Raw genomic sequence first — 24,883 nt, forward strand, 5'->3', positions numbered from 1 at the left:
ACGCGCTGCCCGGCGCACCAACACGCGCTGCTCTGCGCACCGCCGAGCGCGGATCATCCTCACCAGGATGATCCGCGCCGGGTGGGTGGGCAGCGAAGAGCGTCACTGATGCAGAATCCGTTTCATGATCAACCCGCCGGAACGGATCGTCTACGGGTACGTCGCGCTGCATGACAGCCTCGCCTTCGCCGACGGGGAGACCGCGCCCGACGAGGTTCGCGACATTCGGGCACTGGCCGCGGCCCGCACCTGGGGTGCCGCCCGAGAGGTGACGTTCAGCCACGGCTGGAACCCAGCCGACCCGGAGTTCGACGACGACGCCGATGACCACCCCGACGACAGCCCGTTCGACATCAACGAGCTGACCGCGGTGATCGAGGGCGACTGGCCGAAGATGGTCACCGGCCGAACCCTGGACGTGCTCCCCGAGGACCTGCAGGAGCAGTTCGGCAACCGCCAGGACACGTCACTGAACGGCGACTACCTGGAGATCCCGGCCGCCGCCGAGAAGGACCTGGTGGCGGCCCTGCGAGCCCGCGGCCACCAGGTAACCCGCGACGACGACCTGATCAACGCCCTCGACGGCTCCCGAAGCTGACATGAAGGCCGACGACACCCCCGCGCAACAGCCCAGCCCCAGCGAGAGCCCTGCGCAGCGACCCGGGCCCGACGAAAAGCTTGCGGGACCGGCCAACCCCAGCGAGAGCCCCGCGCAGCGACCCGGGCCCGACGAGAAGCTTGCGGGACCCGCCAACCCCAGCAAGAGCCCCGCGCAGCGACCCGGGCCCGACGAAAAGCTTGCGGGACCCGCCAACCCCAGCAAGAGCCCCGCGCAGCGAGCCGAGCCAGGCAAGAGGCCGGCGAAGCGGGCCGAGCCCGGCGACGCGCCGCTCGAAATTCTGGGTAACGACGCCGGTTCGGGTGCGCTCATCGAGTTCGCGCACACTTACCCCGGCTACGACCGGCACGGTGGCCTCGACGGGCTGACCGCGCTGGCGGCCGAGGTACGCGAGACCTGGCAGCGGACCGGCGACCTGCCCGACGACATCGAGACCCTACGGGCGTGCATGTTCCAGCAGGCCCGAGCTCATCGCTTCATGTGGAGCGCCGAATTCGACGAGCTGCCGTTCGTCCTGGCTCTGCTGGACCGCCTCCGCGAGGTCACCAACTGACCCCTGCACCGAAACCGCAGCCGCCGCCCCGCTTCGATAGCGGGGCCTGGGCGGCGCGGGTCAGGACTTCGATTTTCTTGATGTCGGGGCCTCGGGCATGCGACGAGACCCCGATTTCCTGGATCTCGGCCTCTCGCTCCGGCGGCAAGGCCCCAACTTCCGCGAATTCGGTAACCCGGCCCCCCAGCCCCCCAGCCCCCCAGCCCCAGCCCTCCAGCCCCAAGCCCCAGCCCTCCAGCCCCAAGCCCCAGCCCTCCAGCCCCAGCCCCCCAAGCCCCAGCCCTCCACAGCCCCAGCCCTCCAGCCCCAGCCCTCAGCCCCAGCCCCCCAACCCGGGCGTCTGACCTCGGCCCGGCCTCGCCCCGGCAAGACCCGCGGGAAACGCAAGACCCGCGGGAAACGCAAGACCCGCGGGAAACGCAAGACCCGCGGGAAACGCAAGACCCGGGAGGCGGCGGACCGGAGGTGTTCCGGCTCCTCGGGTGAGAGTTTCGCGGCCGTCCGCGGTGGGGTCAGTCGGCGGCGGGGAGGCAGCCTCCGTCGGCGGTTTGGCTTCCGTATTCGACGTGGTAGCCGTACTCCGGGCTGATCCAACCCAGCACACACGCCTGGCCGGTCCACGCCGCGATGGTGAAGCCGTCGCCGTAACCCACGTCGTGGGTGGCCGGCTTGCGGACCGTCGCCTCGCCCAGGCCGTGGGCGGTCAGCGCCTTCTGGACCGAGGCCTGGTCGTATTTCTTGGCCTTCACCAACGGCTTCAGCGCGTCCTCGGCGGCGAGGGTGCACTTCACCGCGCCGGGGACCGCCGACGCCGGGAGCTCGTGGCGGTCGAGGAAGGCGCGGTTCGCCCGCATCTGGCGCTGGAGCAGCTCGCCTCGGTAGTTCTCGTCCAGGTCGCCGTTCGATGGCGCCGGCAGCGGGCTCTCGTCGAACGGCTCGGCCGTCGCGGCGGCGGTCGCGCGCCGCGACGACTTGGACGACGACGCGGCGACGCGGGTCGCGCAGGGCAGGGTGTCCTTGCCGGGCGGCGTCGTCACCACCACCACCGCCGGTTCGGCCGGGTGGCTGCCCGGGCTGGTGCCCGGGGCAGCGCAACCGGCTGGCAGGAATAGGGCCGCCGTTCCGAGCACGGCGAATCGTCGAAGTTCCATGTCTCCCCCGTATGTTCGGGGGCGACCCTATCTCCCGTGCGCACCCATTCCCATGCGCGCCTATCGATCCGGTGGCACCACCAGCGGATGGCGGAACTCGTCGCGCGCGGCCAGCTGCTCCATCGCCTCCACGTATTCATCGTGGCTGATGTCGCTGCGGGCCAACTGGGCGGCCAGCACCCCCTCCGGGCTGGCCACCTCCTCGTCGGGCGGTGGTTTCACGTCGGCGCGCCACGGGCGTGCGGCGGCCGGCTCACGACCGACCCGCGACCACACCGTTGCCGCGCAGATGGCAAGCACGGACAGCACAAAACAGAAGAGGAAGACCATCCCCCGTCACCTCCTGGCCGTCCATCTTGCCGGATTAGAACATATGATCGGAACCCCCGCGTCCGGTTGGCGTCACTCGCGTTTACGGTGGTGCATGGCCTTTCTGATGTACGTCGACGGCGCATGGCGTCCGGCCCGCACGGGAGCGACCACGATCGCGACCAGCCCGGCAACCGGCAAGGAGATCGGCACGGTGCCGGAGGGCGACCGGGAGGACGCGCGCGCCGCGATCGCCGCGGCCCGGCGGGCGGCGCCGGGGTGGGCGCGGCTGACCGTGTTCGAGCGGGCGACGCTGCTGCACCGGGTCGGTGACGTCATCGAGGGGCGGCGCGACCGACTGGCCCGCACGCTGACTCTCGATCAGGGCAAGCCGTTGCGCGCGGAGGCGTACGACGAGGTCGACGAGCTGGTCACCTACTGGCGGATGGCGGCCGAGGACGGCAAGCGGCTCGGTGGCCTGCTCCCGCCGTCGTCGAGCCCGGGCATGCGGGCGATGCTGATCCGGCGCCCGCGCGGCGTGGTCGGCGTGATCACCCCGTGGAACTGGCCGTACACGATGCCGGCCGAACTGATCGCGCCTGCCCTGGCCGCCGGAAACACGGTGGTCTGGACCCCGGCACCGTCGACCGCGGTGTCGGCGGTGGCCCTGGCCGAGTGCCTGGCCGAGGCCGACCTGCCGCCGGGCGTGGTCAACCTGGTGACCGGCCCGGGCCCGGAGGTCGGTGACGAGATCGCCCGCAACCCGGGCACCGACGCGGTGGCGTTCATCGGTTCCACCGCGACCGGCCGGAAGGTGGCCGCGGCCGCCGCCGGCAAGGCCACCCTGCTGGAGATGGGCGGCAACGGCCCGCTGGTGGTTCTGGCCGACGCCGACCTGGACCGGGCGGTCGAGGGCGCGCTCGCCGCGTGTTTCCTGTGCGCCGGCCAGAGCTGCACGGCCGGCGAACGGCTGCTGGTCGCGGCGTCGGTCCGGGACGAGTTCGCCGAGCGGCTGGCCACGGCGGTCACCGAGCGGATCCGGCTGGGCGACCCGTTCGACGACGCGACCACGATGGGCCCGCTGAACAACGCGGGGGTGGCCGCGAAGATGGCCGAGCACGTGGCCGACGCCCTGGACCGGGGTGCGGTGGCGCTGACCGGGGGCGCCCCGGCGGCCGGCTTCCCGACCGATCTCTACTGGCCGGCGACGGTGCTGAACGCCGTACCCAAGGAATCTCTCACCGCGCGTGAGGAAACCTTCGGGCCGATCGCACCGATTGTCGCGATCAGCGACTTGGCGGAAGCCATCGAGTTGACCAACGCGTCGCGCTACGGGTTGCTGGCCGCGATCTACACTGCCGACCTGACAAAGGGCCTGGCCTTCGCCGACGCGGTCCGCACGGGCTGGGTGAACATCAACGAGTCCACCAACTATTGGGAGAGCCACCTGCCGTTCGGCGGCCGTTCCGGCTCCGACAGCGGCCTCGGTCGGGTCGGTGGCGCCCATCCGATGGACACGTTCAGTGAGTTGCAGACAGTGATAGTTGGGGCGAACTAGAACGGCGCGCGGCCCACACCACCAGGGCCGCGCAGACCGCGGTGAGGGCGAGGGTGGCGGTGGTGACGGCGTTCTCGAAGGCGTGCGGGTCGGCGGCGATGCCGGTGACCGAGCCGCTGATCGCGGCGGCGACGATGGTGCCGGTGACCGCCATCCCGATGCTGCCGGCCACCTCCTGGCTGGTGTCGTTGAGGGCGGCCCCCATCGAGGTCTGGTCCTCGGGGAGGCCGCGCATCACGGTGATGGCCGCGATGACCATGACGACCCGCATGCCGGCCGCGGTGAGGGCGAGCGCGACGGCGACCCAGACGTACTGGTAGCGGCCGAGCAGGGCGTAGGTGAGCAGGCCGCCGATGGCTGCCGCGGAGCCGATGACCCCGGCGCGGTGGGCGCCGAGCCGCTCGACGATCTTCTCCACGAACGGGCCGATCGCGATCATCACGATGATCTGCGGGAGGCTGCCGAGCGCGGCCTGCGCCGGTGACCAGCCCCAGACGAGCTGCAACTGGAGCGTGACGCTGTAGGTCAGGACGGCCATCCCGAGGCCGAGCGCCGCCTGGTAGGCCAGGGCGGCCGAGACCTTGGGCCGCCGGATCAGGGCGAAGTCGAACATCGGGTGGGCGGTGCTGCGCTCCCGCATGACGAAGCCGGCCCCGCAGAGCAGCGCGCCGGCGCCGGCCGGCCACGGTGCGAGCTGCGCCCAGCCGTCCTCGACGGCGAGGGTGGCGGTCCAGAGGGCAAGGATGATCGTCGCGGTGCCGAGCAGCGCGCCGGGCAGGTCCATCGGCGCCCGGTTGCGCTGGGCCGGGTCGTCGGCGGGGATGCCGGAGCGGATGCACACGATCGCGAGCAGGGCGATCGGCACGTTCAGCACCAGCAGCGTCTGCCAGGGCAGGACCTGGATGACCAGGCCGCCCACGGTCGGCCCGACCGCCAGGCCGACCAGGCCGACGGTGGAGATGAACGCGGTCGCCCGCATCAGCAGGTTCTCCTGGTCGAACAGCCGGAAGCAGAGCGCCATCGTGCCGGGCGCGGTCATCGCGGCGGTGATGCCGACCGCGGCCCGGACGGCGACCAGCTCGCCCGGCGTGCGCACCGCGAGGACGGCCAGGCTGGCCAGGGCGAACAGGCCGAGGCCGAGCAGCATGACCCGGCGGGTGCCGAACCGGTCGGCGATCGCGCCGAACGCGATCATCAGGCCGCCGAAGAGCAGTGAATACCCCGTCGTGATCCATTGCAGGTCCGACGCGGAGGCGTTCAGGTCGCGGGCGATGGTCGGCAGCGCGACGTTCAGCACCGAGTTGTCGAGCATCTCCACCAGGAAGACGACGGACAGTCCGAGGATGGCGGGCCAGACCGCCCGTAGTGACGTGGCTTGCATGTGATCGCCCCTTCCCGACGAATGACTGGAACACCGTTCCACGGTCCCAGTGTGGAACGGCGTTCCAGACATGTCAAGATGAGGGCATGGAGCGAAGCGACATCGTCGGGGCCGCCGTCGAGTTGCTCGACACCGCCGGCGAGAGCGGTCTGACCTTCCGGGTGCTCAGCGCGCGGCTGAAGACCGGGCCGGGCGCGATCTACTGGCACGTGGCGAACAAGAGCGAACTGCTCGTCGCGGCCACCGACGCCGTCCTCACCGTCGAGGCCGGCGGCGACACCCCGGAGGAGACGATCCGGGCGATCGCGCTCGCCGTCTTCGACGCGATCGACGCGCACCCCTGGGTCGGCGCGCAGCTCCCCCGGGCCCCTTCGCAGCCGGCCGTGCTGCGGGTCTTCGAACTCATCGGCCGGCAGGTCCAGGCGCTCGGGGTCGCCGACGCCGAGCAGTTCGACGCGGCGTCCGCCCTGCTTAACTACATCCTCGGGGTGGGGCGGCAGAACGCCGCCAACGCCCAGGCGGTGACGCCGGGAACGACCCGGGCCGACTTCTTCGAGAGCGCGTGGGGCCACCTCGACCCGGCCGAATACCCGTTCCTCCGGCACGTCACCAAGCAGCTGATGACCCACGACGACCGGGCCCAGTTCCTGGCCGGCGTCAACCTGATCCTGAAGGGGATCAAAGGTTGAAGCCGCCGCTGACCTCGATGTCCTGAGCGGTGATCCACCGGCCGTCGTCGCCGAGCAGGGCGGCCACCGCCACGCCGATGTCATCAGGCTCGCCGAGACGACCCAGGGCGGTCTTCGCGGCCAGGCCCGGGATCACCTCCGGGAAGCGGGCGAAGGCGTCGCCGCCGAACCTGGTCCGGGTGGCGCCGGGCGAGACCGAGTTGACCCGGATACCGCGTACGCTCAGCTCCTTTGCCAGATAGCGGGTGAGGGTGACCATGCCGCCCTTCATCGAGCCGTAGGCCGAGTAACCGGGCTCGAGGCCGGAGAACGACGCCGCCCCGCTGGCGATGTTGACGATGGCGCCGCCGTCGGCGAGCAGCGGGAGCAGGGTCTGGGTCAGGAAGTACGGCCCCTTGAGGTGCACGCGATAGAGCTTGTCGAACTCGTCCTCGGCGGTGTCCGGAAACATCGCCATATAAGCACTGCCGGCGTTGTTGACCAGATGGTCGAAGGTGTCGCGCTGCCAGGTGTCACGAAGCGCGGCGACCACCTGATCGCGAAAGGCGATAAATCCCGACAAAGGCCCGCCAACGTCGAGCCGCAGCGCGACAGCCGTGCCACCCTCCTTCTCGATGGCCGCGACGGTGTCGAAAGCCCCGGCCGAATTGCCCTGATAGGTGAGGATGACCCCGGCCCCACGCGCCGCGACCTGGATGGCGATACTCTGCCCGATTCCGGAGCTGGCTCCGGTGATGATGGCTACTGTCATGCATCAATACAAGCATCATGAGCAGGAAAAACGTTATAAAGATCCTCGCGATGTCTTGCCTGATACTCCCATAACAACGAGGATCGAGCAGTGTTGGAAACCTTGCTCGCCCGGCACCAGGGGACCACCCTCCTGGAAGATGTCCGGATCTCCGAGGTCGACCGGGCCACCGCCCCCGAGGTCTCGATGTCCGGCACCGTGATGGCCCTGATCGCCCGCGGCACAAAACGTCTGGCCCTCGGCGACCGGGTCTACGACTACCACGCCGGCCAATACCTGATCGCCTCGGTGGATCTGCCGGTCACCGGCCACTTCACCGGCCCGGCCATCGGTTTCGGCCTGACCCTGCGCCCGGCCTTGATCGCCGAGCTGCTGCTGAGTGCCGCCCCCGGCGACCTCCCGCCCCCGCCCACCGGCCCACTCTCCGGCCTGGCCGTCAGCGACGCCCCACCCGAGCTGGTCGACGCGGTGATCCGCCTGGTCCGCCTGCTCGACGAGCCCCGCGACCGGGCGGTGCTCGCCCCCTTGATCAAGCGGGAGATCCTCTGGCGCCTGATCACCGGCGAGCAGGGCGCGATCGTCCGCCAGCTCGGCCTGGCCGACAGCAGCCTCACCCACGTCTCCCGGGCGGTCGGCTGGATCCGGGAGAACTACCCGCAGGCGTTCAAGGTGGAGGATCTGGCCCGGCTCTCCGGGATGAGCGTCTCAGCCTTCCACCGCAATTTCCAGGCGGTGACGGCGATGAGCCCGATCCAGTTCCAGAAGCAGATCCGCCTGCAGGAGGCGCGGTTGCTGCTGGCCGCGCGCCCCGGCGACGTCACCGGCGTGGGCCGCCGGGTCGGCTACGAGAGCCCGTCGCAGTTCAGCCGCGAGTACCGCCGCCAGTTCGGGGTGCCGCCGAGCCGGGACCCGACGCCGGTAGCCAGATAGGCGACTTAACCTATATGTTCAGAGGGATATAAGGAGGGTCCCATGCTCCTCTGGTACATCCCCAACCAGGTGCAGCCCGGCCACCGCGGCGACGAGGTGCGCGCCGACCACAACAGCCTCGACACCTTGACCGAACAGGCAAAGGCCTTGGAGGTGTACGGGTGGGGAGGCGCACTCCTGGGCACCGGCTTCGGCCGCCCCGACACGTTCACCGTCGCCACCGCGCTGGCCACCCGCACCACCACGTTCCGGCCGCTCATCGCGACCCGGCCCGGCTACTGGCGGCCGGCCAACTTCGCCGCGGCGGCGGCCGCCCTCGACCACCTCAGCGGCGGCCGGGTGCTGGTCAACATCGTCTCGGGCAAGGACAACCTCGCCGCGTACGGGGACAGCGAGGGTGACCAGGCGCACCGCTACGGCCGCACCCGCGAGTTCATGCACCTGGTGCGCCGCCTGTGGACCGCGGAGGACGTCACGTTCCACGGCGAGCACTTCTGGGTCGACCACTCGACCGTCGTGCCGCGCCCGCTGATCAAGCAGCCGCGGCTCTACTTCGGTGGCGCCTCCCCGGCCGCCGAGCGGGTCGCCGCTCTGGAGGCCGACGTGCAGCTGTTCTGGGGCGAGCCGCTGGACGGCGTCGCCGAGCGCATCGACCGCCTCAAGAAGCTGAGCGCCGACCTGGGCCGCGAGCACGCTCCGCTCGAGTTCGGGCTGCGGGTGACCACGTTCGTCCGGGACACGTCGGCGGAGGCGTGGGCCGAGGCCGAAGCCCGGGTCGCCGCGATGCAGACCGACCCCAACCAGCACACCTCGGTGGGCCAGCAGCGCCTGCTCGACCTGACCGCCCGCGGCGACGTGCTGGACGAGAACCTCTACACCGCCCCGGGCCGGTTCGGCGGCGCCGGCGCCGGCACGACGTGGCTGGTCGGTTCACCCGCCGAGGTGGCCCGCGCGCTGAAGCGCTACCAGGCCCTCGGCATCACCCACTTCGTACTCTCCGACACCCCGTACCTGAACGAGATCAAACGGCAGGGCGAGCAACTGCTCCCCCTGCTGACAGCGTCGTGAAAGGAAACCCATGCCCCAGGCGTACGCATACACCGCGTTCGGCGGTCCCGAGGTGGAGACGTTCCTCGACCTTCCGAAGCCCTCGCCCGGCCCCGGCCAGGTGCTCATCAAGGTCCGGGCGGCCGGGGTGAACCCGGTCGATTGGAAGAAGCGCACCGGCTACCGCCCGCAGGGCGCCCCCGCCCCCGCACTGCCGGCCGTCTTCGGCGGTGAGGCGGCCGGGGTGGTCGAGCTGATCGGGCCGGGCGTGACCGGCATCGCGGTCGGCGACGAGGTGTTCGGGCAGACCGTGGCCGGCGCCTGGGCCGAGTGGGCGCTGCTCCCGGCCGAGCTGACCGCCCGCCGCCCGCCGTCGGTGTCGTTCGAGGACGCGGCCACCCTGCCGATCGCCGCCGCGACCGCGCACGACGCGCTGGTCCAGCTCGCCCTGCCGGCCGGCGCCACCCTGCTGATCATCGGGGTCGGCGGCGGGGTCGGGGTGGCCGCCGCCCAGATCGCCCGGATCCAGGGCCTCACCGTGATCGGCACGGCGAGTGCCGGCAAGAAGGACTTCGTCGAGTCGCTCGACGTGGTGCCGGTCGAGTACGGCGAAGGGGTCGCCGACCGGGTCCGGGCCGCCGCGCCGCAGGGCGTCGACGGGATCCTCGACCTGGTCGGCGGGCACGCCCTCGAGGAGGAGGTGGCCGGCCTGCTGAGCGACCGCACCAAGCTCGTGTCGGCCGCCGACCGCGAGACGGTGGCCCGGCTGGGTGGCGCGCCGGTGGCCCGGCTGCGGACCCGGGCGGTCCTCGACCAGGTCGCCGCCTGGGTCGCCGACGGCCTGCTGAACCCGCGGGTGGTCGAGGTCTTCCCGCTGCCCGAGGCCGCCCAGGCCCTGCATCGGGTCGAGGGCGGCCACGCGCGCGGCAAGGTGGTGCTGACGAACCCGGCGTGAGCGGGGCTCAGCCGTACCAGTGCTTGGCCAGCAACTCGAACGAGCGCACCCGGTCGGTGTGCTCGAACGTCATGGTGGTGACCAGCAGTTCGTCGGCCCCGGTGACCCGCCGCAGCGTCTCCAGACGCTCGGCCACGGTCTCCGCGGTGCCGACGAACTGGGTGTCCAGCCGGTCGGCGACCAGTTTGCGGTCGTCGTCGCTCCACTCGAAGGCTTCCGCCTCGGCCGGGCTCGGGTAGGGAATGGCCCCGGCGCCGGTGCGCACGCTGCGCACCCACAGCGCGTACGGGATCGCCAGCCGCCGGGCGGTCTCCTCGTCCTCGGCCACGATGACGTCGGCCGACACCATCACCCGCGGGGCTTCGAGGGCCGCCGACGGTTTGAACGCGGCCCGGTACGCCTCGACCGCTTCCAGGACCCGGGCCGGCGCGACGTGGTAGTTGGCGGCGAATGGCAGCCCGCGCGCCCCGGCCACCCGGGCGCTCTCCCCGCCGCTCGACCCGAGGATCCAGATCTGCAGGTCGGCACCCTCCCCCGGCACGGCCCGGGCCTCGTTGCCGAGCCCGTCGGTGTAGGGCCCGGCGAGCAGGGTCTGGATGTCGTCGACGGCGCTGTCCAGGTCGGCCGGTTCGGCGTTGGGCTGGGTCAGCAGCTTCGCGAAGAGCGCCGACCGGGCCGAGCGCAGGATCGGCTGGAACGAGAACGACTGCGGGATGAGCAGCCCGTCGACGACCCGGGCCTCGGTGACCTCGACCTCGGCCGGTTCGGCCAGGATCGACTTGCGGCGTTGCGCCGACCGGCCGAGCCCGAGGTCGAACCGGCCCGGGTAGAGGGCGTCGAGCAGCCCGAACTGCTCGACCGCGCCGAGCGGGGTGAGGAAGCCGGTCTGCACCGCCCCCGAGCCGAGCCGGATGCGCTCGGTGGCGGCGGCGATCTGCCCGAGCAGCAACGCCGGCTGGGAGCTGGCCACGCCGGGCGTGAGGTGATGCTCGGCCACCCAGTAGCGGTGGTAGCCGAACTGTTCGGCCTGCCGGGCCAGGTCGAGGGTGCGGCGCAGCGCGTCGCCGACGGTGCCGCCGGCGACCAGCGGCGCCAGATCCAGGATGGACAGTGGGACGGTCATCGGATTTCCCCTTCGAGCGTGGGTACCGCAGCGAGCAGTTCTCGGGTGTAGTCGTGGCGTGGGTGGTGGAACACGTCGTCGACCGGTCCGCTCTCGACGACGGCGCCGTCGTGCATGACCAGGACCCGGTCGGCCAGGTGGTGCACGACGCCGAGGTCGTGCGAGATGAAGAGCATCGCGGTGCCGTCGGTGGCCCGGATGTCGGCGAGCAGGTCGAGGACCTGGGCCTGCACCGACACGTCGAGCGCGGAGACCGGCTCGTCGCAGATGATCAGGCTGGGCCGCGGGGCGAGGGCGCGGGCGATGGCGACCCGCTGCCGCTGGCCGCCGGAGAGCTGCCGCGGGTTGCGGTCGAGCAGTTCGGCGCCGAGCCCGACCCGCTCCAGCAGCGGCTCCACCGCGCCGCCGCGTGGCAGCGCCTCGGCGACGATCTTGCGGACGGTCCAGCGCGGATCGAACGACGACAGCGGGTCCTGCGAGATCAGCTGCAGGTGACGGCGGCGGGCTCGGCGCCGGCGTTCGGGCTGCCCGGTCCAGGCCTCCCCCTCGAACGTCACCGTCCCCGCGGTCGGCGCGACCAGCCCGAACAGCAGCTGGGCGACGGTGGTCTTGCCCGATCCGCTCTCGCCGACCAGCCCGACGATCTCACCCCGGCCGACCCGCACGTCCACGTCGTCGACGACGGTGTGCCTGCCGTAGCGCTTGGTCAGCCCACGCGCTTCGAGAACCACGTCGCCCGAGGGCTCCGGCGCGGCGACAACGCCGGCTTCGGAGAGCCGCCTACCCCGGGTGGCGGCGGACGGCACGGCCCGAACAAGTTCCTGGGTGTACGGATGGGACGGCGCCGACAGCAGCGAGGCCGTGCCGCCCGACTCGACGATCCGGCCGTCCCGCATCACCAGGACCCGGTCGGCGAGCCGGGCCACCACGGCCAGGTCGTGGCTGATCAGCAGCAGGGTCTCGCCGGCCGCCCGGCGCTCGCCGAGCAGGGCGAGGATCTGCGCCTGCACGGTCACGTCGAGCGCGGTGGTGGGTTCGTCGGCGATCAGCAGCGGCGGCCCGGCCGCGATGGCCGACGCGATCAGCGCGCGCTGCCGCAGACCCCCGGAAAGCTGGTGCGGATGCTGCCGGGCGCGGCGCTCCGGTTCGGGGACGTGCACGGTCGCGAGCAGATCGCGTACGCGCAAATCTCGGTCTCCTCGGTGACCATGCACCCGCAGCACCTCGCCGATCTCCGCACCCACCGTGCGCAGCGGGTCGAGCGAGACCAGCGCGTCCTGCAGGACGAGGCCGGCGAAGCCGCCGCGGACCCGCCGCCATTCCTCGGGCCCGAAGGCCCGGGCGTCCCGGCCGTCCACCTCGAACTTCGCGCTGCGCACGACCGCACCCGGCCCGGCCAGCCCGACCAGGGTGCGCGCCGTGACACTCTTGCCGGAACCGGACTCGCCGACGATCGCCACGCACTCGCCGGGCTCGATGTCGAGGTCGATGCCGCGGACGGCCTCGACGGTGTGCCGGCGGTGCGGGAAGGTGACGTGCAGGTCGCGGATCGCGATCATCCGAGCCTCCCCTCGACACGGCGCTGCAGATGGCGGCCGACCACGGTCAGCGCGATCACGGTGAGGGTGGCGACCACGCCGGGCAACACTGACACCCAGGGTGCCACGCTCAGGTAGTTGCGTCCCTCGGAGAGCATCGCGCCCCACTCCGGCGACGGCGGCTGGGTGCCCATGCCGAGGAAGCTGAGGCCGGCCGCGGCGAGAATGGCCTCGCCGAGGCCGATCACGGCGATCACCGGGACCGGTCCGAGAACATTGGGGAGTACGTGCCGGAGGACGAGCCGAAGGCGGGAGCGGCCGAACGCGACGGCCTGGGTGACGTAACCGGCCTGGCGGACCACGAACGTCTGGGCCCGCACCACCCGGGCGTAGTGCGGCAGGGTCGCGATGCCGATCGCCACCACCAGGCTGAGCGCGCCCGGGCCGGCGATCGCGATGAACAGCAGCGCCAGCAGGATCAGCGGGAACGCGGACAGGGCGTCGAACGAGCGGGCCAGGGCCTCGTCGGCGTACTTGTGGGCGAGGCCGGCGAGCATGCCGAGCAGCACCCCGGCGACCACGGCGAGCAGGGTGGCGGCGGTGGCGATGGCGAGCGAGTGCCGGGCGCCGTGCACGACCCGGTCGAAGACGTCCCGGCCGAGCTGGTCGGTGCCGAACCAGTGCGCGGTGCTGGGCGCTTCGAGCACGTGCATCGGGTCGGCGGCGAGCGGGTCCCCGGCGAACAGCCCGGGGACGAGCACGACGGCGAGCATGAGCACGAGGAAACCGGCGGCGACGAGGAACCCGGCATACCGGGGTGGCCGCAGTACTAACGGCCGGTCGAGTACGAGCGTCATAGGTGTCAGCTCCTGCGCAGGCGCGGGTCGATGACGAGACAGGCCAGGTCGGCCGCGGTGTTGAGGACGACGTAGGCGAAGGCGGAGAAGACCACGACGGCGAGGACGACCGGCATGTCCTCGCTGGTGACGGCCTGCAGGGTGACCTGGCCGAGGCCGGGCCGGCCGAACACCGTCTCGATGATCACCACGCCGCCGAGCAGGGTGCCGCCGAGCCAGCCGAGCAGCGACACCGCCGGCAGCAGGGCATGCCGCAGCGCGTGCCGGGCGAGCACCGCCCGTTCCCGCAGGCCGCGGGCTCGGGCGGTGATCACGAACGGTTCGTCGAGGGCCCGGTCGATGCCGTCGCGCAGCACCTGGGTGAGCACCCCGGCGATCGGCAGGGCCAGGGTGACGGCCGGCAGCACCAGGGCGGCGGCGCCCCGGTCGCCGGAGACCGGGAAGAGTCCGAGCTGGAACGAGAAGACGCTCAGCAGGACCAGCCCGATCAGGAACGGCGGGGTGGAGACCAGGACCAGCTCGGCGGTCGAGCTGACCCGCCGCGACCACGGCCGGCGGGTGGTCACCGCCAGCACCAGGGCGAGCGCGATGCCGAGGACGGCGGCGACCAGGGCGAGCTTCAGGGTCGGCCAGAGCTGCGCGCCGAGCACGTCGCGGACCGGCCGTTGCAGCAGGTAGGAACGGCCGAGGTCACCGTGCGCGGCGCGCCACAGGTAGTCGACGTACTGCACCACGGCCGGCCGGTCGAGGTGCCATTCCTGGACGATCTGCGAGCGGATCAGCGGGGTGTCGGCGCCGTCGCCGATGATGCTGTCCACCGTGCTGCCCGGCGCCGCGAGCAGCGCCAGGTAGGCCGCGGTCGCGGCCACCCAGAGCACCACCAGGCCGGTGCCGATCCGGCGCAGCACGATCACTTGCGCAGCCACACGTTGTAGGCGCTGCCCGGGACCCCGGCGGTCGGCTCGAAGTGCAGGCCGCCCACGGTCTTGGCGGCGGCGATCTGGTCGGCCGGGGCGTACAGCGGCTGGATCAGCGCGTCGGTGGTGATGACCTTCTTCTGCAGCTCCTGGTAGGTCGCGGTGCGGGCGGCGGGGTCGCCGGTGGACACGCCCTTGTCGAGCAGCGCGTCCAGGGCCGGGTCCTTGACGCCGGTGCGGTTGATCGCGCCGTTCGAGGTGAGCAGCAGGTTGAGGGCGGCGCCGACGTCGGTGTCGGCCCGGGAGTTGTCGAAGATCTCGTACTGCCCGTCGGCGATCGCCTTGGCCGCGGTGCCCTGGTCGACGACGCTGACCTGCAGGTCGATGCCGGCGCTCTGCTTGACCGCGGCCTGCACGGCCTGGGCGAGGGTGTCCCGGCGGTCCCGGACGAACGGCGCCGACTGGACCAGGCGGGCGGTCAGCCGCTTGCCGTCCTTGGTGCGGAAACCGTCGCTGTCGCGGGTGGCCCAGCCGGCCGCGTCGAGGGTGGCGTTGGCCCGGGCCGGGTCGTTGCCGTAGGTCGTCTCCAGGGTCTTGTCGTAGAACGGGCTGGTCGGCCCGACCACGCTCCAGGCCCGGGTGGCGGCGCCGCGGTAGACGGCCTGCAGCACGGTGCCGACGTCGAGCGCGTCCCGGAACGCCTGCCGGACCTTGATGTCGTCGAACGGCGCGTGGCTGGTGTTGAAGTAGTACGAGTAGGCCGATCCGGAGTTGAGGCCCTTGCTCAGCGCCAGGGTCGGGTTGGCGGTGATCTGTGGTTCGTCGGTGGCCGGCACGCCCTCGATCACCTGCACCTGCCCGGAGGTGAGCGCGCCGACCCGCACCGACGACTCCTTGAGGAACCGGTAGGTCACCTCGTCGAGGTAGGCGGGCCCGGCGTGCCCGGCGTTGGCGGGCGCCCAGTTATAGGCCGGGTTCTTCTTGTAGTGCAGCTCCTGGCCGGGGGCGTACCTGTCGAGGACGAACGGCCCGGTGCCGGCCAGCTCGACGCCGCCGGCCTTGAGGTTCTTGGCCGCTTTCAGCGAGGTGGGCGAGACGATCGCGCCCTGCGGCGAGGAGAGGAAGTCGAGGATCAGCACGTCGGGCCGCTTGAGCGTGTAGCGGACGGTGGCCGGGTCGACCACGTCGACGCTCTTGAGGTTCTTCAGCTGGACGGCGGCGACCGTGGGCGCGTACCCCGCGGAGAGCAGCAGATCGGTGTTGGCCTTGACCGCGGCCGCGTCGAAGGGGGTGCCGTCGCTGAAGGTGACGCCGCTGCGCAGCTTCAGCGTGTAGGCCAGGCCGTCCGCGGAGACGTCGTAGCTCTCCGCCAGCCAGGGCAGGTAGCCGCCCTTGTCGTCGTGGGTGAGCAGGGCCTCGAAGTTGTTCCAGACCAGCAGCCGGGCCTTGGCCTGGGCGTACTGATGCGGGTTGAGGGTGATCGGTTCGGTTTCGACGGCCCAGGTCAGCGAGCCCCCGGAGACCGGGGCGCCGGCCTCCTCGGACGCACCGGCGCCATTGCCGGAACACCCCGCGAGCAGCGCGAGAGTCACGACCGCGGCGAGACGGAAACGATGGCGCATCCCAACCTCCAGGTGAGCGGACTCCCTTTTTCCTATAGCTTAAATAGGATATAAGCAAGGGGTGCAGACCAGATCGATGCATCGAGCACCACTCGCCGTCTGTCTCGCCGCCGCCTTCACCACCCTGCTCGACCAGGCCAGCCTCAACACGGCGGTGCCCGCGTTGCGCAGCTCGCTCGGGGCCGGGCCGGGCAGTGTGGGCTGGATCATCGCGGGCTACTCGCTGGCCTTCGGGCTCGCGCTGGTGCCGGGCGGGCGGCTGGGGGACGCGTACGGCCGGAAGTGGCTTTTCGTCGGTGGCATCACGGTGTTCAGCTCGGCCGCGATCGTCGCCGGGACCGCCCGGCACGCGTGGGTGATCGTGGTCGCCCGGCTCGTCCAGGGGCTCGGCGCCGGCACCGTCAACCCGCAGGTCATCGGCATCATCCAGGAGCTGTTCACCGGGCGGGAGCGAACCCGGGCGCTCGGCGCGTACGCGATCGTCGGCGGCGTCTCGGCGGTGATCGGCCCGTTCGTCGGCGGCCTGCTGATCGGCACCCTCGGCAACGAGTACGGCTGGCGCTGCGTACTCCTGCTGAACGTGCCGTTCGGCCTGCTCACCGTGCCGCTGGCGATCAGGTGGTTCCCGGCCCGCGCGGGCAGCGGCCGGCGGACCACGCTGGACCTGCCCGGCCTGGCCGCGCTCGGCGCCGCGACGCTGTGCCTGCTGCTGCCGTTCACACTGCCGGCCGGCCAGTGCCCGCCGCGGCCGGTCTGGTTCGCCACCGCGGCGGTCCTGGTGGCCGTGCTGATCGCGTGGGAGCGCCGCTACGCCCGGTCCGGCGGCACCCCGATCCTGATGCCGTCGCTGCTGCGCTCGCGCGGCTATCGCAACGGCACGGTGATCGCGATGTTCCAGTTCGGGGCGAGCCTGTCCGCCGCCCTGGCCCTCACGCTCTACCTGCAGGAGAGTCTCGGCTGGTCGGCACTGCGCGCGGCGCTGACCATGCTGCCGAGCGCGGTCACCTTCGCGGCCGCGTCGGCGCTGGGGTGGCGGGTGGTCGGCCGCTACGGCCGGGTGAGCGTGTTCTGGGCGCTGGTCGCCTCGCTGCTCGCGGTGGTCGCGTCCGGCGTGGCCGTCGCGCATGCCCCGGCCGCTCATCTGGAGCTCACACTGATGGGCACCCAGTTCGTGCTGGGCGCGGCCGGCGGCCTGATCGTCTCGCCCAATCAGGCGCTGACCCTGATGCACGCGCCGCCCGGCGCGGCCGGGCTGGCCGCCGCGTTCCTTCAGCTGGCCCAGCGGATCTCCGCCTCGGTCGGGATGGCGGCGGTGGCCGGCCTGGTCCTGGCCGGATCGGGCGGCACCCCGGTCGTGCACGGGCTCGCGGTCTGCGCGGCGATGCTCGCCGCCGGCGCGGTCGTCGCCTGGCGGGACGGCCGGGCCGGACCCTCCGATGTGGCGGGCGCGGCAACAACTCCGTTACCGGTCCGTAGAAACATACATCGCCCATAGGACTTGAGTTATTCGCCGAGACGGTCATAGCGTGAAATGCACGCCCGCCACCCCGGAGGTAACCCCTTGACCGTCCTGTCCTCGCCGCCGGCGGCGGCCCTCGCCGCCGACGAGGGCGACCGGCTCACCGTGGTGCCGGCCCGCCATCCGTGGCGCTGGGTGGCCACCGTCATCGCCCTCGTCCTGGTCGCCCAGCTCCTGCACGGCCTGATCACCAACCCCGGCTGGGACTGGGCCACGTTCGCCGGCTACTTCTTCGAGAAGTCGGTGATGCAGGCGCTGCTGGTCACCCTGGAGCTGACCTTCCTCGGTGCGTTCCTCGGCTTCCTCGGCGGCCTGATCCTGGCCCCGATGCGCCTGTCGAAGAACCGGGTGCTGCAGTCGGTGAGCTGGTTCTACATCTGGATCTTCCGGTCGGTGCCGCTGATCGTGCAGCTGCTCTTCTGGGCCAACCTCGGCTACCTCTACGAGACCCTGCAGATCGGCATCCCGTTCGGGCCCGGCTTCTGGCACTTCGAGACGAAGACCCTGGTCAGCTCGTTCGGCGCGGCCCTGCTCGGGCTGGCCCTGCACGAGGCCGCCTACGCCGCCGAGATCGTCCGGTCCGGCATCGTCTCGGTCGACCAGCGCCAACTGGAGGCGGCCGCCGCGCTCGGCATCCCGCGGCTGCGGCAGTTCCGCCGCATCCTGCTCCCGCAGGCCATGCGGGCGATCCTGCCGACCGCCGCCAACGAGCTGGTCAACCTCCTGAAAAGCACTTCGGTGGTGTACGTCCTGGCCATCGGCGAGATCTTCTACCAGGTGCAGGTCGTCTACGGCCGCACCGGCCGGGTCGTTCCGCTGCTGATGGTGGCCACGGTCTGGTACGTGATCCTCACCGCGGTCCTGTCGGTCTTCCAGCACTACGTCGAGCGGCACTTCAACCGGGGATGGCGGCGATGATCGAGGTTCGCGGCGTACACAAGTCGTTCGGTCATCTCGAAGTGCTCAAGGGCATCGACCTGACCGTCGCGGCCGGCAGTGTCACGGTGATCCTGGGCCCGTCCGGCTCCGGCAAGTCCACCCTGCTGCGGGTGATCAACCATCTGGAGAAGGTGGACCGCGGGCACGTCCGGGTCGACGGCGAGCTGATCGGCTACCGGCAGCACGGCACCAAGCTCTACGAGCTGCGCGAACGGCAGATCCTCGAACAGCGGCGCGGCATCGGGTTCGTCTTCCAGACCTTCAATCTCTTCCCCCACCTGACCGCGGTGCAGAACGTCACCGAGGCGATGCGCGGGCCCCGGGACGCGGTGCAGCGCAAGGCCCTCGAACGTCTCGACCGGGTCGGTCTGGCCGACAAGGCGGCCTCCTATCCGCGCCAGCTCTCGGGCGGGCAGCAGCAGCGCGTGGCGATCGCCCGCGCGCTCGCGCTCGACCCGAAGCTGGTGCTCTTCGACGAGCCCACCTCGGCGCTCGACCCGGAGTTGGTCGGCGAGGTGCTCGACGTGATGCGCGACCTGGCCAAGGCGGGCACCACGATGATCGTCGTCACGCACGAGATCGGCTTCGCCCGCGAGGTGGCCGACACGATCGTCTTCCTCGACGAAGGGCGCCTGGTCGAACAGGGCACGCCCGCCGACGTCCTTGATTCACCCCGGCAAGACCGCACCCGGGCCTTCCTGTCCAAGGTCCTCGTCTAAAACGGAGCTCCCATGCGTACGAAATCGGCGTTGATCGCCGTTGTTCTGGCCGCAGGCCTCGGCGCCTGCGCCGCGCCCGAGGAAAAGCCGGCCGAAGTGGCCGCGGCGGTCGGCACGGTAAAGATCAACACCAGTCCCGAGCAGAACCGGATCGTGCCGGCCAAGGTGGACGCCCTCGCCGCCCTGGTTCCCGAGAAGATCCGCGCGACCGGCAAGCTGACCGTCGGTCTCGGCCTCGCCGGTTCGGGCTCCCCGCCGCTCGGCTTCACCGCCACCGACAACAAGACGCTGATCGGCAGCGAGCCGGACATCGCGAGCGCGGTCGCCGGCATCCTCGGCCTGCAGCCCGACCTGCAGAACAGCTCGTGGGAGAACCTGTTCATCGGCCTGGACAGCGGGAAGTACGACTTCGGCGCCTCCAACATCACGGTCACCGAGCTGCGTAAGCAGAAGTACGACTTCGCCACCTACCGCAAGGACGACCTGGCGTTCGAGACCAAGAAGGGCTCCGGCCTGAAGGTCACCGGGCCGAAGGACGTGAGCGGCAAGAAGGTGGCGGTCTCGTCCGGCACCAACCAGGAGAAGATCCTGGTCGAGTGGAGCAAGCAGGACGTCGCGAACGGCCTGCCCGCGGTCGACATCAAGTACTACCAGACCAACCAGGCCACCTACCTGGCGCTCGGCTCCGGTCAGATCGACGCCTACCTCGGCCCGAACCCGACCTCGGCCTACCACGTCGCGGTGACCGGCGAGACCGAGATCGCGGGCACCTACTCCGGGGCCGGCGCCGACCTGCAGGGCCTGATCGCACTGACCACGAAAAAGGACAACGGCCTGGTCCCGGCGCTCAAGGGTGCGCTCGACGAGCTGGTCAAGTCCGGCGACTACGACAAGATCCTGGCACGGTGGAACCTGAGCAGCGAGGCCGTGACCCCCGAGGTCAACCCGCCCGGCCTCCCGATCGACGGGAAGTGACATGCCCGACCCACTCCATCTCGCGGTAGCGCTCGACGGCACCGGCTGGCATCCCGCCTCGTGGCGCTCACCCAACGCGCGGCCCGGCGACCTGTTCCGCCCCGGCTACTGGACCGACCTGGTCCGGGAGGCCGAGGCCGGCACGCTCGACTTCGTCACCATCGAAGACGCGCTCGGCCTGCAGACCGACCGGCCGGACGGGCCGGACGAGCGCACCGACCACGTGCGGGGGCGGCTCGACGCGATCCTGATCGCCTCCCGGGTGGCCCCGCTGACCTCGCACATCGGGCTGGTGCCGACCGCGACCGTCACGCACACCGAGCCGTTCCACATCTCCAAGGCGATCGCCACCCTCGACTACGTATCCCGCGGCCGGGCCGGCTGGCGGGTCCAGGTCTCCGGCCGGGCGCACGAGGCCGGCCACTTCGGGCGGCGCACGCTGCCGATGCTCAGCCCGGGGTCGCTGGATTCGGTCGCGGCGACCCAGGCCGTCAAGGACCTGTTCGAGGAGGCCACCGACTACGTCGAGGTGGTGCGGCGACTCTGGGACAGCTGGGAGGACGACGCGGAGATCCGCGACGCCGCCACCGGCCGGTTCATCGACCGCGACAAGCTGCACTACATCGCGTTCGACGGGAAGTACTTCAGCGTCAAGGGCCCGTCCATCACGCCGCGGCCCCCGCAGGGTCAGCCGCTGGTCACGGCGCTCGCGCACGCGCCGATCCCGTACGCGTTCGCGGCCGGTTCCGCCGACCTCGCGTACGTGACCCCCGGCGACGCCGACCACGCCCGCAAGATCGTCGCGCAGATCCCGATCCCGCACGTCTTCGCCGACCTGGTCGTCTTCCTGGCCGACACCGAGCAGGAGGCGCGGGACGCCAAGGACCGGCTCGACACCCTCGACCGCACGGTCTTCACGTCCGACGCGGCGATCTTCACCGGCACCCCGGCGCAGCTCGCCGACCTGCTGCTCGACTGGCAGTCGGCCGGGCTCACCGGGTTCCGGCTGCGGCCGGCCCGGCTGCCCGACGACCTGGTCGCGATCACCCGCGGCCTGGTCCCGGAGCTGCGCCGCCGCGGCGCCTTCCGCTCGGAGTACGAAGCGTCCACCCTGCGTGGCCTGCTCGGCCTGGCCCGGCCGGCCAACCGCTATGAGGGAGCTCGGGTTGCCTAAGCAGATCCACCTCGCCGCGCACTTCCCCGGCGTCAACAACACCACCGTGTGGAGCGACCCGAAGGCGGGCAGCCACATCGAGTTCGACTCGTTCGTGAAGCTGGCGCAGACCGCCGAGCGGGCGAAGTTCGACTTCTTCTTCCTGGCTGAAGGGTTGCGGCTACGGGAGCAGGGCGGCCAGATCTACGACCTGGACGTCGTCGGCCGTCCCGACACGTTCACGGTCCTGGCCGCCCTGGCCGCGGTCACCACCCACCTCGGGCTGGCCGGCACGATCAACTCGACGTTCAACGAGCCGTACGAGGTGGCCCGGCAGTTCGCGTCGCTCGACCACCTCTCCGACGGGCGGGCCGCCTGGAACGTGGTCACCTCGTGGGACGCCTTCACCGGCGAGAACTTCCGGCGCGGCGGCTTCCTGGCCGAGTCCGACCGCTACACCCGGGCCACCCAGTTCCTGGCCACCGCCCGGGAGTTGTTCGACTCGTGGCCGGCCGACGCGGTGGCCGCCGACAAGGAGTCCGGGGTCTTCCTGCGGGACGGCTCGGCCGGCCGTTTCCAGCACGCCGACCAGCACTTCGACATCGCCGGCCGGTTCAACGTGCCGCGCAGCCCGCAGGGCCGGCCGGTCATCCTGCAGGCCGGTGACTCGGACGGGGGCCGGGAGTTCGCGGCGGCCACCGCCGACGCCATCTTCAGCCGGCACGGCACCCTGGTCGAGGGCCAGAAGTTCTACGCCGACGTGAAGCGGCGACTGCCTGCCTACGGGCGTGAGCGGGACTCGCTGAAAGTCCTTCCGGCCGCCACCTTCATCCTCGGCGACACCGACGCCGACGCTCAGGAAAAAGCCGCTGTCGTACGCCGTCAGCAGGTCAGCGGGGCGACCGCGATCAAGCTGCTCGAGCAGTTGTGGAACCGGGATCTCAGCGGTTACGACCCGGACGGGCCACTCCCGGCCATCGACCCGGACGTGTCGGACAGCCACATCGCGAAGGGCCGGGCCAGCGTCCGGATGCACCGCGACCCGATCGCGACCGCCAACGAATGGCGGGCCCGGGCGGAGGCGGAGAAGCTGTCGATCCGGGACCTGATCGTCGAGGTGACCAACCGGCAGACGTTCATCGGCGCGGCGGCCACGATCGCCGGCGAGATCAACGACCTGGTGCAGCAGGACGCCGCCGACGGTTTCATCCTGGTGCCGCACGTGACCCCGGACGGCCTCGACGAGTTCGCCGACACGGTGGTGCCGCTGCTGCAGGAGCGCGGCGTCTTCCGTACCGAATACGAGGGGACCACCTTGCGCGACCACCTCGGCCTGGAGTTCCCCCAATGACCACCGTTTCGGCCGACGAGGCCGTTCTCGACAACGCGGTGTGGGAGTCGCTGATCGGGCCGCACGCGCACCTCGCGCAGGTGCACGGCCTCGCCGCGCGTTACCCGTCCGAGGTGGCCGGGTTCCACGCCCTGGCCGACTCGGCCGACCCGCAGGCGTGGCGCGACCTGACCGAGCTGACCGGCCCGGACGCGGACGTGGCGGTGGCCGGCGACGTGCCGGCCGAGCATCCCGGCTGGGAGGTGGTCGACCGGATCCCGGGGGTGCAGCTGATCGACGTATCGCTGCGCTCTTCGTCGTTGGCGGAGGCCGTGCGGCTCACCGGGGCGGACGTGCCGGAGATCCTCGACCTGATCGAACGCACCCGGCCCGGCCCGTTCCGGACACGCACCATCGAGCTCGGCACCTATCTGGGCCTGCGGCGCGGCGGGGCGCTGATCGCGATGGCCGGCGAACGCCTGCACCCGACCGGCTGGACCGAGATCAGCGCGGTCTGCACCGACCCGGCCTTCCGCGGGCAGGGCCTGGCGACCGCGCTGGTGCGGGCGGTCGCGGCCGGCATCCGGGAGCGCGGCGAGACCCCGTTCCTGCACACGGCGGCGGCCAACCGAACAGCGATCCGGCTGTACGAGTCGATCGGCTTCCAGCTGCGCCGGCCGACCTCGTTCGCCCGCTACCGCACTATCGCCGCCGGGTGACCGGACCGACGTGCGGAGCCGGGCGGACCGTGCCCTCCGGCGCGGTGACCTGGTTGCGGCCGGCCTCCTTGCTGGCGTAGAGCAGCTTGTCGGCCAGGCCCACCAGGTCGTCCGGGGTGTCGGTGTGCGTCGGCAGGGCGGCCAGGCCGAGGGACACGGTCACGGTGATCACCTCGGTCGGGCTGATCACCACACCGGTCCGCATGATGTCGAGTCGCAGCCGCTCGGCGACCGTGTAGGCGTCGGCCGGGCTGGTGCGCGGCAGCAGCACCGCGAACTCCTCGCCGCCGTAGCGGGCCACGATGTCGCCACTGCGGACCGCGGTGCGCAGCCGGTGCGCCACCTCGACCAGGACCCGGTCGCCGGCGGTGTGCCCGTACGTGTCGTTGACGTTCTTGAAGTGATCGATGTCGAGCAGGACCATCGACAGCGGTTCGCCGCCGCGAAGGGCCCGGGCGCATTCGGTGCCGAGTGTCTCGGCGAAGTAGCGGCGGGTGTGCAGGCCGGTCAGCCCGTCGGTGATCGCCGCCTGGCGCTGCGCCGCGGCGACGCCGCCGAGCCGGGCGGTGACCAGCAGGAACATCACCGCGCACGAGGCGGCCACCAGCAGGATGTGCAGGTTGCCGCCGCGCACGTACTGGATGACCAGGGTGAGCGGGGCCAGCAGGGACGCGCCGGCGAGCAGGGACAGCCGGCTGCGGGTGGCCACCTGGTCGGCGGCGGCGGTGCGGTCGCCGAGCGGTCGCATCGACGGGTGCAGTGCGGCCAGGCCGAGCATCAGCGACGCTCCGATCCAGGCCAGCTCCAGCGGCCAGGTGTACTCGAACTGCCAATGCACCAGCCGGATCGTGTACGCCGTGTCGGCACCCCAGAACATCACCAGGTACCCGCCGAACAGGCGCAGCGACGCCAGGCCGAATCCGCCGCCGAGCATCAGGCGCAACCCGAGCACCAGCAGCAGCAGGTCCCCGATCGGGAAGGCCATCGACTCCAGGGTCAGCGCCAGGCCGGCCGTGGTGCCGCTCATCGAGGCCCGCAGCGGGTCGATCACGAAGACCCAGCTGACCAGCGAGACGGCGACCGCCAGCAGGGTCCCGTCGATGATCGCGGGGACGTCCCGGCCCGGGGTGCGGTGCCGGACCATCAGCATCATGCCGGCCGCGATCAGCGGGAAGCGCAGCAGGTACGGGAGCATGGCCCACTGCAGGTCGATCTCCGGGCCGTCGAGCAGCGGAAACAGCGAGTAGAGCAGGTCGCCGACCGCGGAGAACCCGGCACCGGCGGCGATCAGCGCCCACGGCAGCCAGGCGTCCGGCCGGTTCCGGCGGATGCCGAGCAGGATCGCCGGCAGTGCGGAGGCGGTGCCGACCACGTAGAGGGCCTGGGTCACCACCGGCGACGCACCGAGCAGGGCGGCGGCGAGGTAGCCGAGCATGAGGACGGCACCGGCAGTCAGGGGGACCGCCAGGTGCGCGGACGGCCGCCGGTCGAGACTGATCAGTGCCATGCCACCAGGATGGGGTCGCTCG

General features: G+C 71.5%; 24 protein-coding genes. 14 read left to right on the forward strand and 10 right to left on the reverse strand.

The window, feature by feature from the left end; translation table 11 throughout:
* Positions 1-124: 124 nt before the first annotated feature.
* Together Adu01nite_RS42205 and Adu01nite_RS42210 are read left to right on the forward strand one after the other, a co-directional pair.
* Positions 125-598 (forward strand): hypothetical protein, encoded by a 474-nt coding sequence (locus tag Adu01nite_RS42205; protein WP_203735000.1) that lies wholly within the window; start codon positions 125-127, stop codon positions 596-598.
* 1 nt (position 599) lies between these two features.
* On the forward strand, positions 600-1,172 hold the full coding sequence (locus tag Adu01nite_RS42210) for a hypothetical protein (protein WP_203735001.1): 573 nt from the start codon (positions 600-602) through the stop codon (positions 1,170-1,172).
* Positions 1,173-1,684: 512 nt separating this feature from the next.
* On the opposite strand, the gene Adu01nite_RS42215 is transcribed toward Adu01nite_RS42210, so the two are convergent.
* Together Adu01nite_RS42215 and Adu01nite_RS42220 are read right to left on the reverse strand one after the other, a co-directional pair.
* Positions 1,685-2,323, reverse strand: coding sequence for a hypothetical protein (locus tag Adu01nite_RS42215; protein ID WP_203735002.1), 639 nt, complete (start codon positions 2,321-2,323; stop codon positions 1,685-1,687).
* A 60-nt stretch (positions 2,324-2,383) separates the two neighbouring features.
* Positions 2,384-2,653, reverse strand: a complete 270-nt coding sequence (locus tag Adu01nite_RS42220; protein ID WP_203735003.1) for a hypothetical protein — start codon at positions 2,651-2,653, stop codon at positions 2,384-2,386.
* A gap of 94 nt (positions 2,654-2,747) precedes the next feature.
* Between Adu01nite_RS42220 and Adu01nite_RS42225 the strand changes: the two genes are divergently transcribed.
* Entirely contained in the window at positions 2,748-4,190 is a 1,443-nt protein-coding gene (locus tag Adu01nite_RS42225; protein WP_203735004.1) for an aldehyde dehydrogenase family protein, read from the forward strand.
* Here Adu01nite_RS42225 and Adu01nite_RS42230 read toward each other — a convergent pair.
* Positions 4,153-5,571, reverse strand: coding sequence for an MFS transporter (locus Adu01nite_RS42230; protein WP_203735005.1), 1,419 nt, complete (start codon positions 5,569-5,571; stop codon positions 4,153-4,155). The genes Adu01nite_RS42225 and Adu01nite_RS42230 overlap by 38 nt on opposite strands.
* A gap of 86 nt (positions 5,572-5,657) precedes the next feature.
* Between Adu01nite_RS42230 and Adu01nite_RS42235 the strand changes: the two genes are divergently transcribed.
* Entirely contained in the window at positions 5,658-6,260 is a 603-nt protein-coding gene (locus Adu01nite_RS42235; protein WP_203735006.1) for a TetR/AcrR family transcriptional regulator, read from the forward strand.
* Here the strand turns inward: Adu01nite_RS42235 and Adu01nite_RS42240 are convergent.
* Entirely contained in the window at positions 6,250-7,011 is a 762-nt protein-coding gene (locus Adu01nite_RS42240) for an SDR family NAD(P)-dependent oxidoreductase (protein WP_203735007.1), read from the reverse strand. The genes Adu01nite_RS42235 and Adu01nite_RS42240 overlap by 11 nt on opposite strands.
* Positions 7,012-7,101: 90 nt before the next feature.
* Here Adu01nite_RS42240 and Adu01nite_RS42245 point away from each other — a divergent pair, with 90 nt between their 5' ends.
* Genes Adu01nite_RS42245 through Adu01nite_RS42255 form a run of 3 tightly spaced genes read left to right on the forward strand, consistent with a single transcriptional unit; the run spans position 7,102 to position 9,943 of the window.
* Positions 7,102-7,941, forward strand: coding sequence for an AraC family transcriptional regulator (locus Adu01nite_RS42245; RefSeq protein ID WP_239133132.1), 840 nt, complete (start codon positions 7,102-7,104; stop codon positions 7,939-7,941).
* 42 nt (positions 7,942-7,983) lie between these two features.
* Positions 7,984-9,009 (forward strand): LLM class flavin-dependent oxidoreductase, encoded by a 1,026-nt coding sequence (locus Adu01nite_RS42250; RefSeq protein WP_203735008.1) that lies wholly within the window; start codon positions 7,984-7,986, stop codon positions 9,007-9,009.
* A 10-nt stretch (positions 9,010-9,019) separates the two neighbouring features.
* Positions 9,020-9,943: an NADP-dependent oxidoreductase gene (locus Adu01nite_RS42255; RefSeq protein ID WP_203735009.1), complete on the forward strand. Its 924-nt coding sequence runs from the start codon at positions 9,020-9,022 to the stop codon at positions 9,941-9,943.
* Positions 9,944-9,950: 7 nt separating this feature from the next.
* On the opposite strand, the gene Adu01nite_RS42260 is transcribed toward Adu01nite_RS42255, so the two are convergent.
* The 5 genes from Adu01nite_RS42260 to Adu01nite_RS42280 are packed head-to-tail and all read right to left on the reverse strand — an operon-like array spanning position 9,951 to position 16,000.
* Positions 9,951-11,066, reverse strand: coding sequence for an LLM class flavin-dependent oxidoreductase (locus Adu01nite_RS42260; RefSeq protein ID WP_203735010.1), 1,116 nt, complete (start codon positions 11,064-11,066; stop codon positions 9,951-9,953).
* Positions 11,063-12,625, reverse strand: a complete 1,563-nt coding sequence (gene nikE / locus Adu01nite_RS42265; protein WP_203735011.1) for a nickel ABC transporter ATP-binding protein NikE — start codon at positions 12,623-12,625, stop codon at positions 11,063-11,065. The genes Adu01nite_RS42260 and nikE overlap by 4 nt, the downstream gene beginning before the upstream one ends.
* Positions 12,622-13,461, reverse strand: coding sequence for an ABC transporter permease (locus Adu01nite_RS42270; RefSeq protein ID WP_203735012.1), 840 nt, complete (start codon positions 13,459-13,461; stop codon positions 12,622-12,624). Before Adu01nite_RS42270 ends, nikE begins: the two co-directional genes overlap by 4 nt.
* 5 nt (positions 13,462-13,466) lie before the next feature.
* The gene (locus tag Adu01nite_RS42275) at positions 13,467-14,387 is read right to left on the reverse strand and encodes an ABC transporter permease (protein WP_239133133.1); all 921 of its coding nucleotides are present in this window, start codon (positions 14,385-14,387) and stop codon (positions 13,467-13,469) included.
* Complete coding sequence (locus tag Adu01nite_RS42280) at positions 14,372-16,000, reverse strand: ABC transporter substrate-binding protein (RefSeq protein WP_203735013.1); 1,629 nt, start codon at positions 15,998-16,000, stop codon at positions 14,372-14,374. The genes Adu01nite_RS42275 and Adu01nite_RS42280 overlap by 16 nt, the downstream gene beginning before the upstream one ends.
* Positions 16,001-16,076: 76 nt before the next feature.
* On the opposite strand from Adu01nite_RS42280, the gene Adu01nite_RS42285 reads away from it, so the two are divergent.
* The 7 genes from Adu01nite_RS42285 (at position 16,077) to Adu01nite_RS42315 (ending at position 23,354) form a co-directional block, all read left to right on the forward strand.
* On the forward strand, positions 16,077-17,495 hold the full coding sequence (locus Adu01nite_RS42285; RefSeq protein ID WP_203735014.1) for an MFS transporter: 1,419 nt from the start codon (positions 16,077-16,079) through the stop codon (positions 17,493-17,495).
* Positions 17,496-17,561: 66 nt separating this feature from the next.
* Positions 17,562-18,437, forward strand: a complete 876-nt coding sequence (locus Adu01nite_RS42290) for an amino acid ABC transporter permease (protein WP_239133134.1) — start codon at positions 17,562-17,564, stop codon at positions 18,435-18,437.
* Complete coding sequence (locus tag Adu01nite_RS42295) at positions 18,425-19,177, forward strand: amino acid ABC transporter ATP-binding protein (RefSeq protein ID WP_275414771.1); 753 nt, start codon at positions 18,425-18,427, stop codon at positions 19,175-19,177. The genes Adu01nite_RS42290 and Adu01nite_RS42295 overlap by 13 nt, the downstream gene beginning before the upstream one ends.
* A 12-nt stretch (positions 19,178-19,189) precedes the next feature.
* Positions 19,190-20,152 carry an ABC transporter substrate-binding protein gene (locus tag Adu01nite_RS42300; protein ID WP_203735017.1) on the forward strand — a complete coding sequence of 321 codons (963 nt, stop codon included), beginning with the start codon at positions 19,190-19,192 and terminating at the stop codon, positions 20,150-20,152.
* A 1-nt stretch (position 20,153) separates the two neighbouring features.
* Positions 20,154-21,326, forward strand: a complete 1,173-nt coding sequence (locus Adu01nite_RS42305; protein ID WP_203735018.1) for an LLM class flavin-dependent oxidoreductase — start codon at positions 20,154-20,156, stop codon at positions 21,324-21,326.
* Positions 21,319-22,656 carry an NtaA/DmoA family FMN-dependent monooxygenase gene (locus tag Adu01nite_RS42310; protein WP_203735019.1) on the forward strand — a complete coding sequence of 446 codons (1,338 nt, stop codon included), beginning with the start codon at positions 21,319-21,321 and terminating at the stop codon, positions 22,654-22,656. The genes Adu01nite_RS42305 and Adu01nite_RS42310 overlap by 8 nt, the downstream gene beginning before the upstream one ends.
* Positions 22,653-23,354: a GNAT family N-acetyltransferase gene (locus Adu01nite_RS42315; RefSeq protein WP_203735020.1), complete on the forward strand. Its 702-nt coding sequence runs from the start codon at positions 22,653-22,655 to the stop codon at positions 23,352-23,354. Before Adu01nite_RS42310 ends, Adu01nite_RS42315 begins: the two co-directional genes overlap by 4 nt.
* On the opposite strand, the gene Adu01nite_RS42320 is transcribed toward Adu01nite_RS42315, so the two are convergent.
* A complete protein-coding gene (locus tag Adu01nite_RS42320) occupies positions 23,338-24,861 on the reverse strand; it encodes a GGDEF domain-containing protein (protein WP_203735021.1) in 1,524 nt (507 codons plus the stop codon). The genes Adu01nite_RS42315 and Adu01nite_RS42320 overlap by 17 nt on opposite strands.
* Between the last annotated feature and the right edge of the window lie 22 nt (positions 24,862-24,883).

Source organism: Paractinoplanes durhamensis (assembly GCF_016862175.1).
Taxonomy (GTDB): Bacteria; Actinomycetota; Actinomycetes; order Mycobacteriales; family Micromonosporaceae; genus Actinoplanes; species Actinoplanes durhamensis.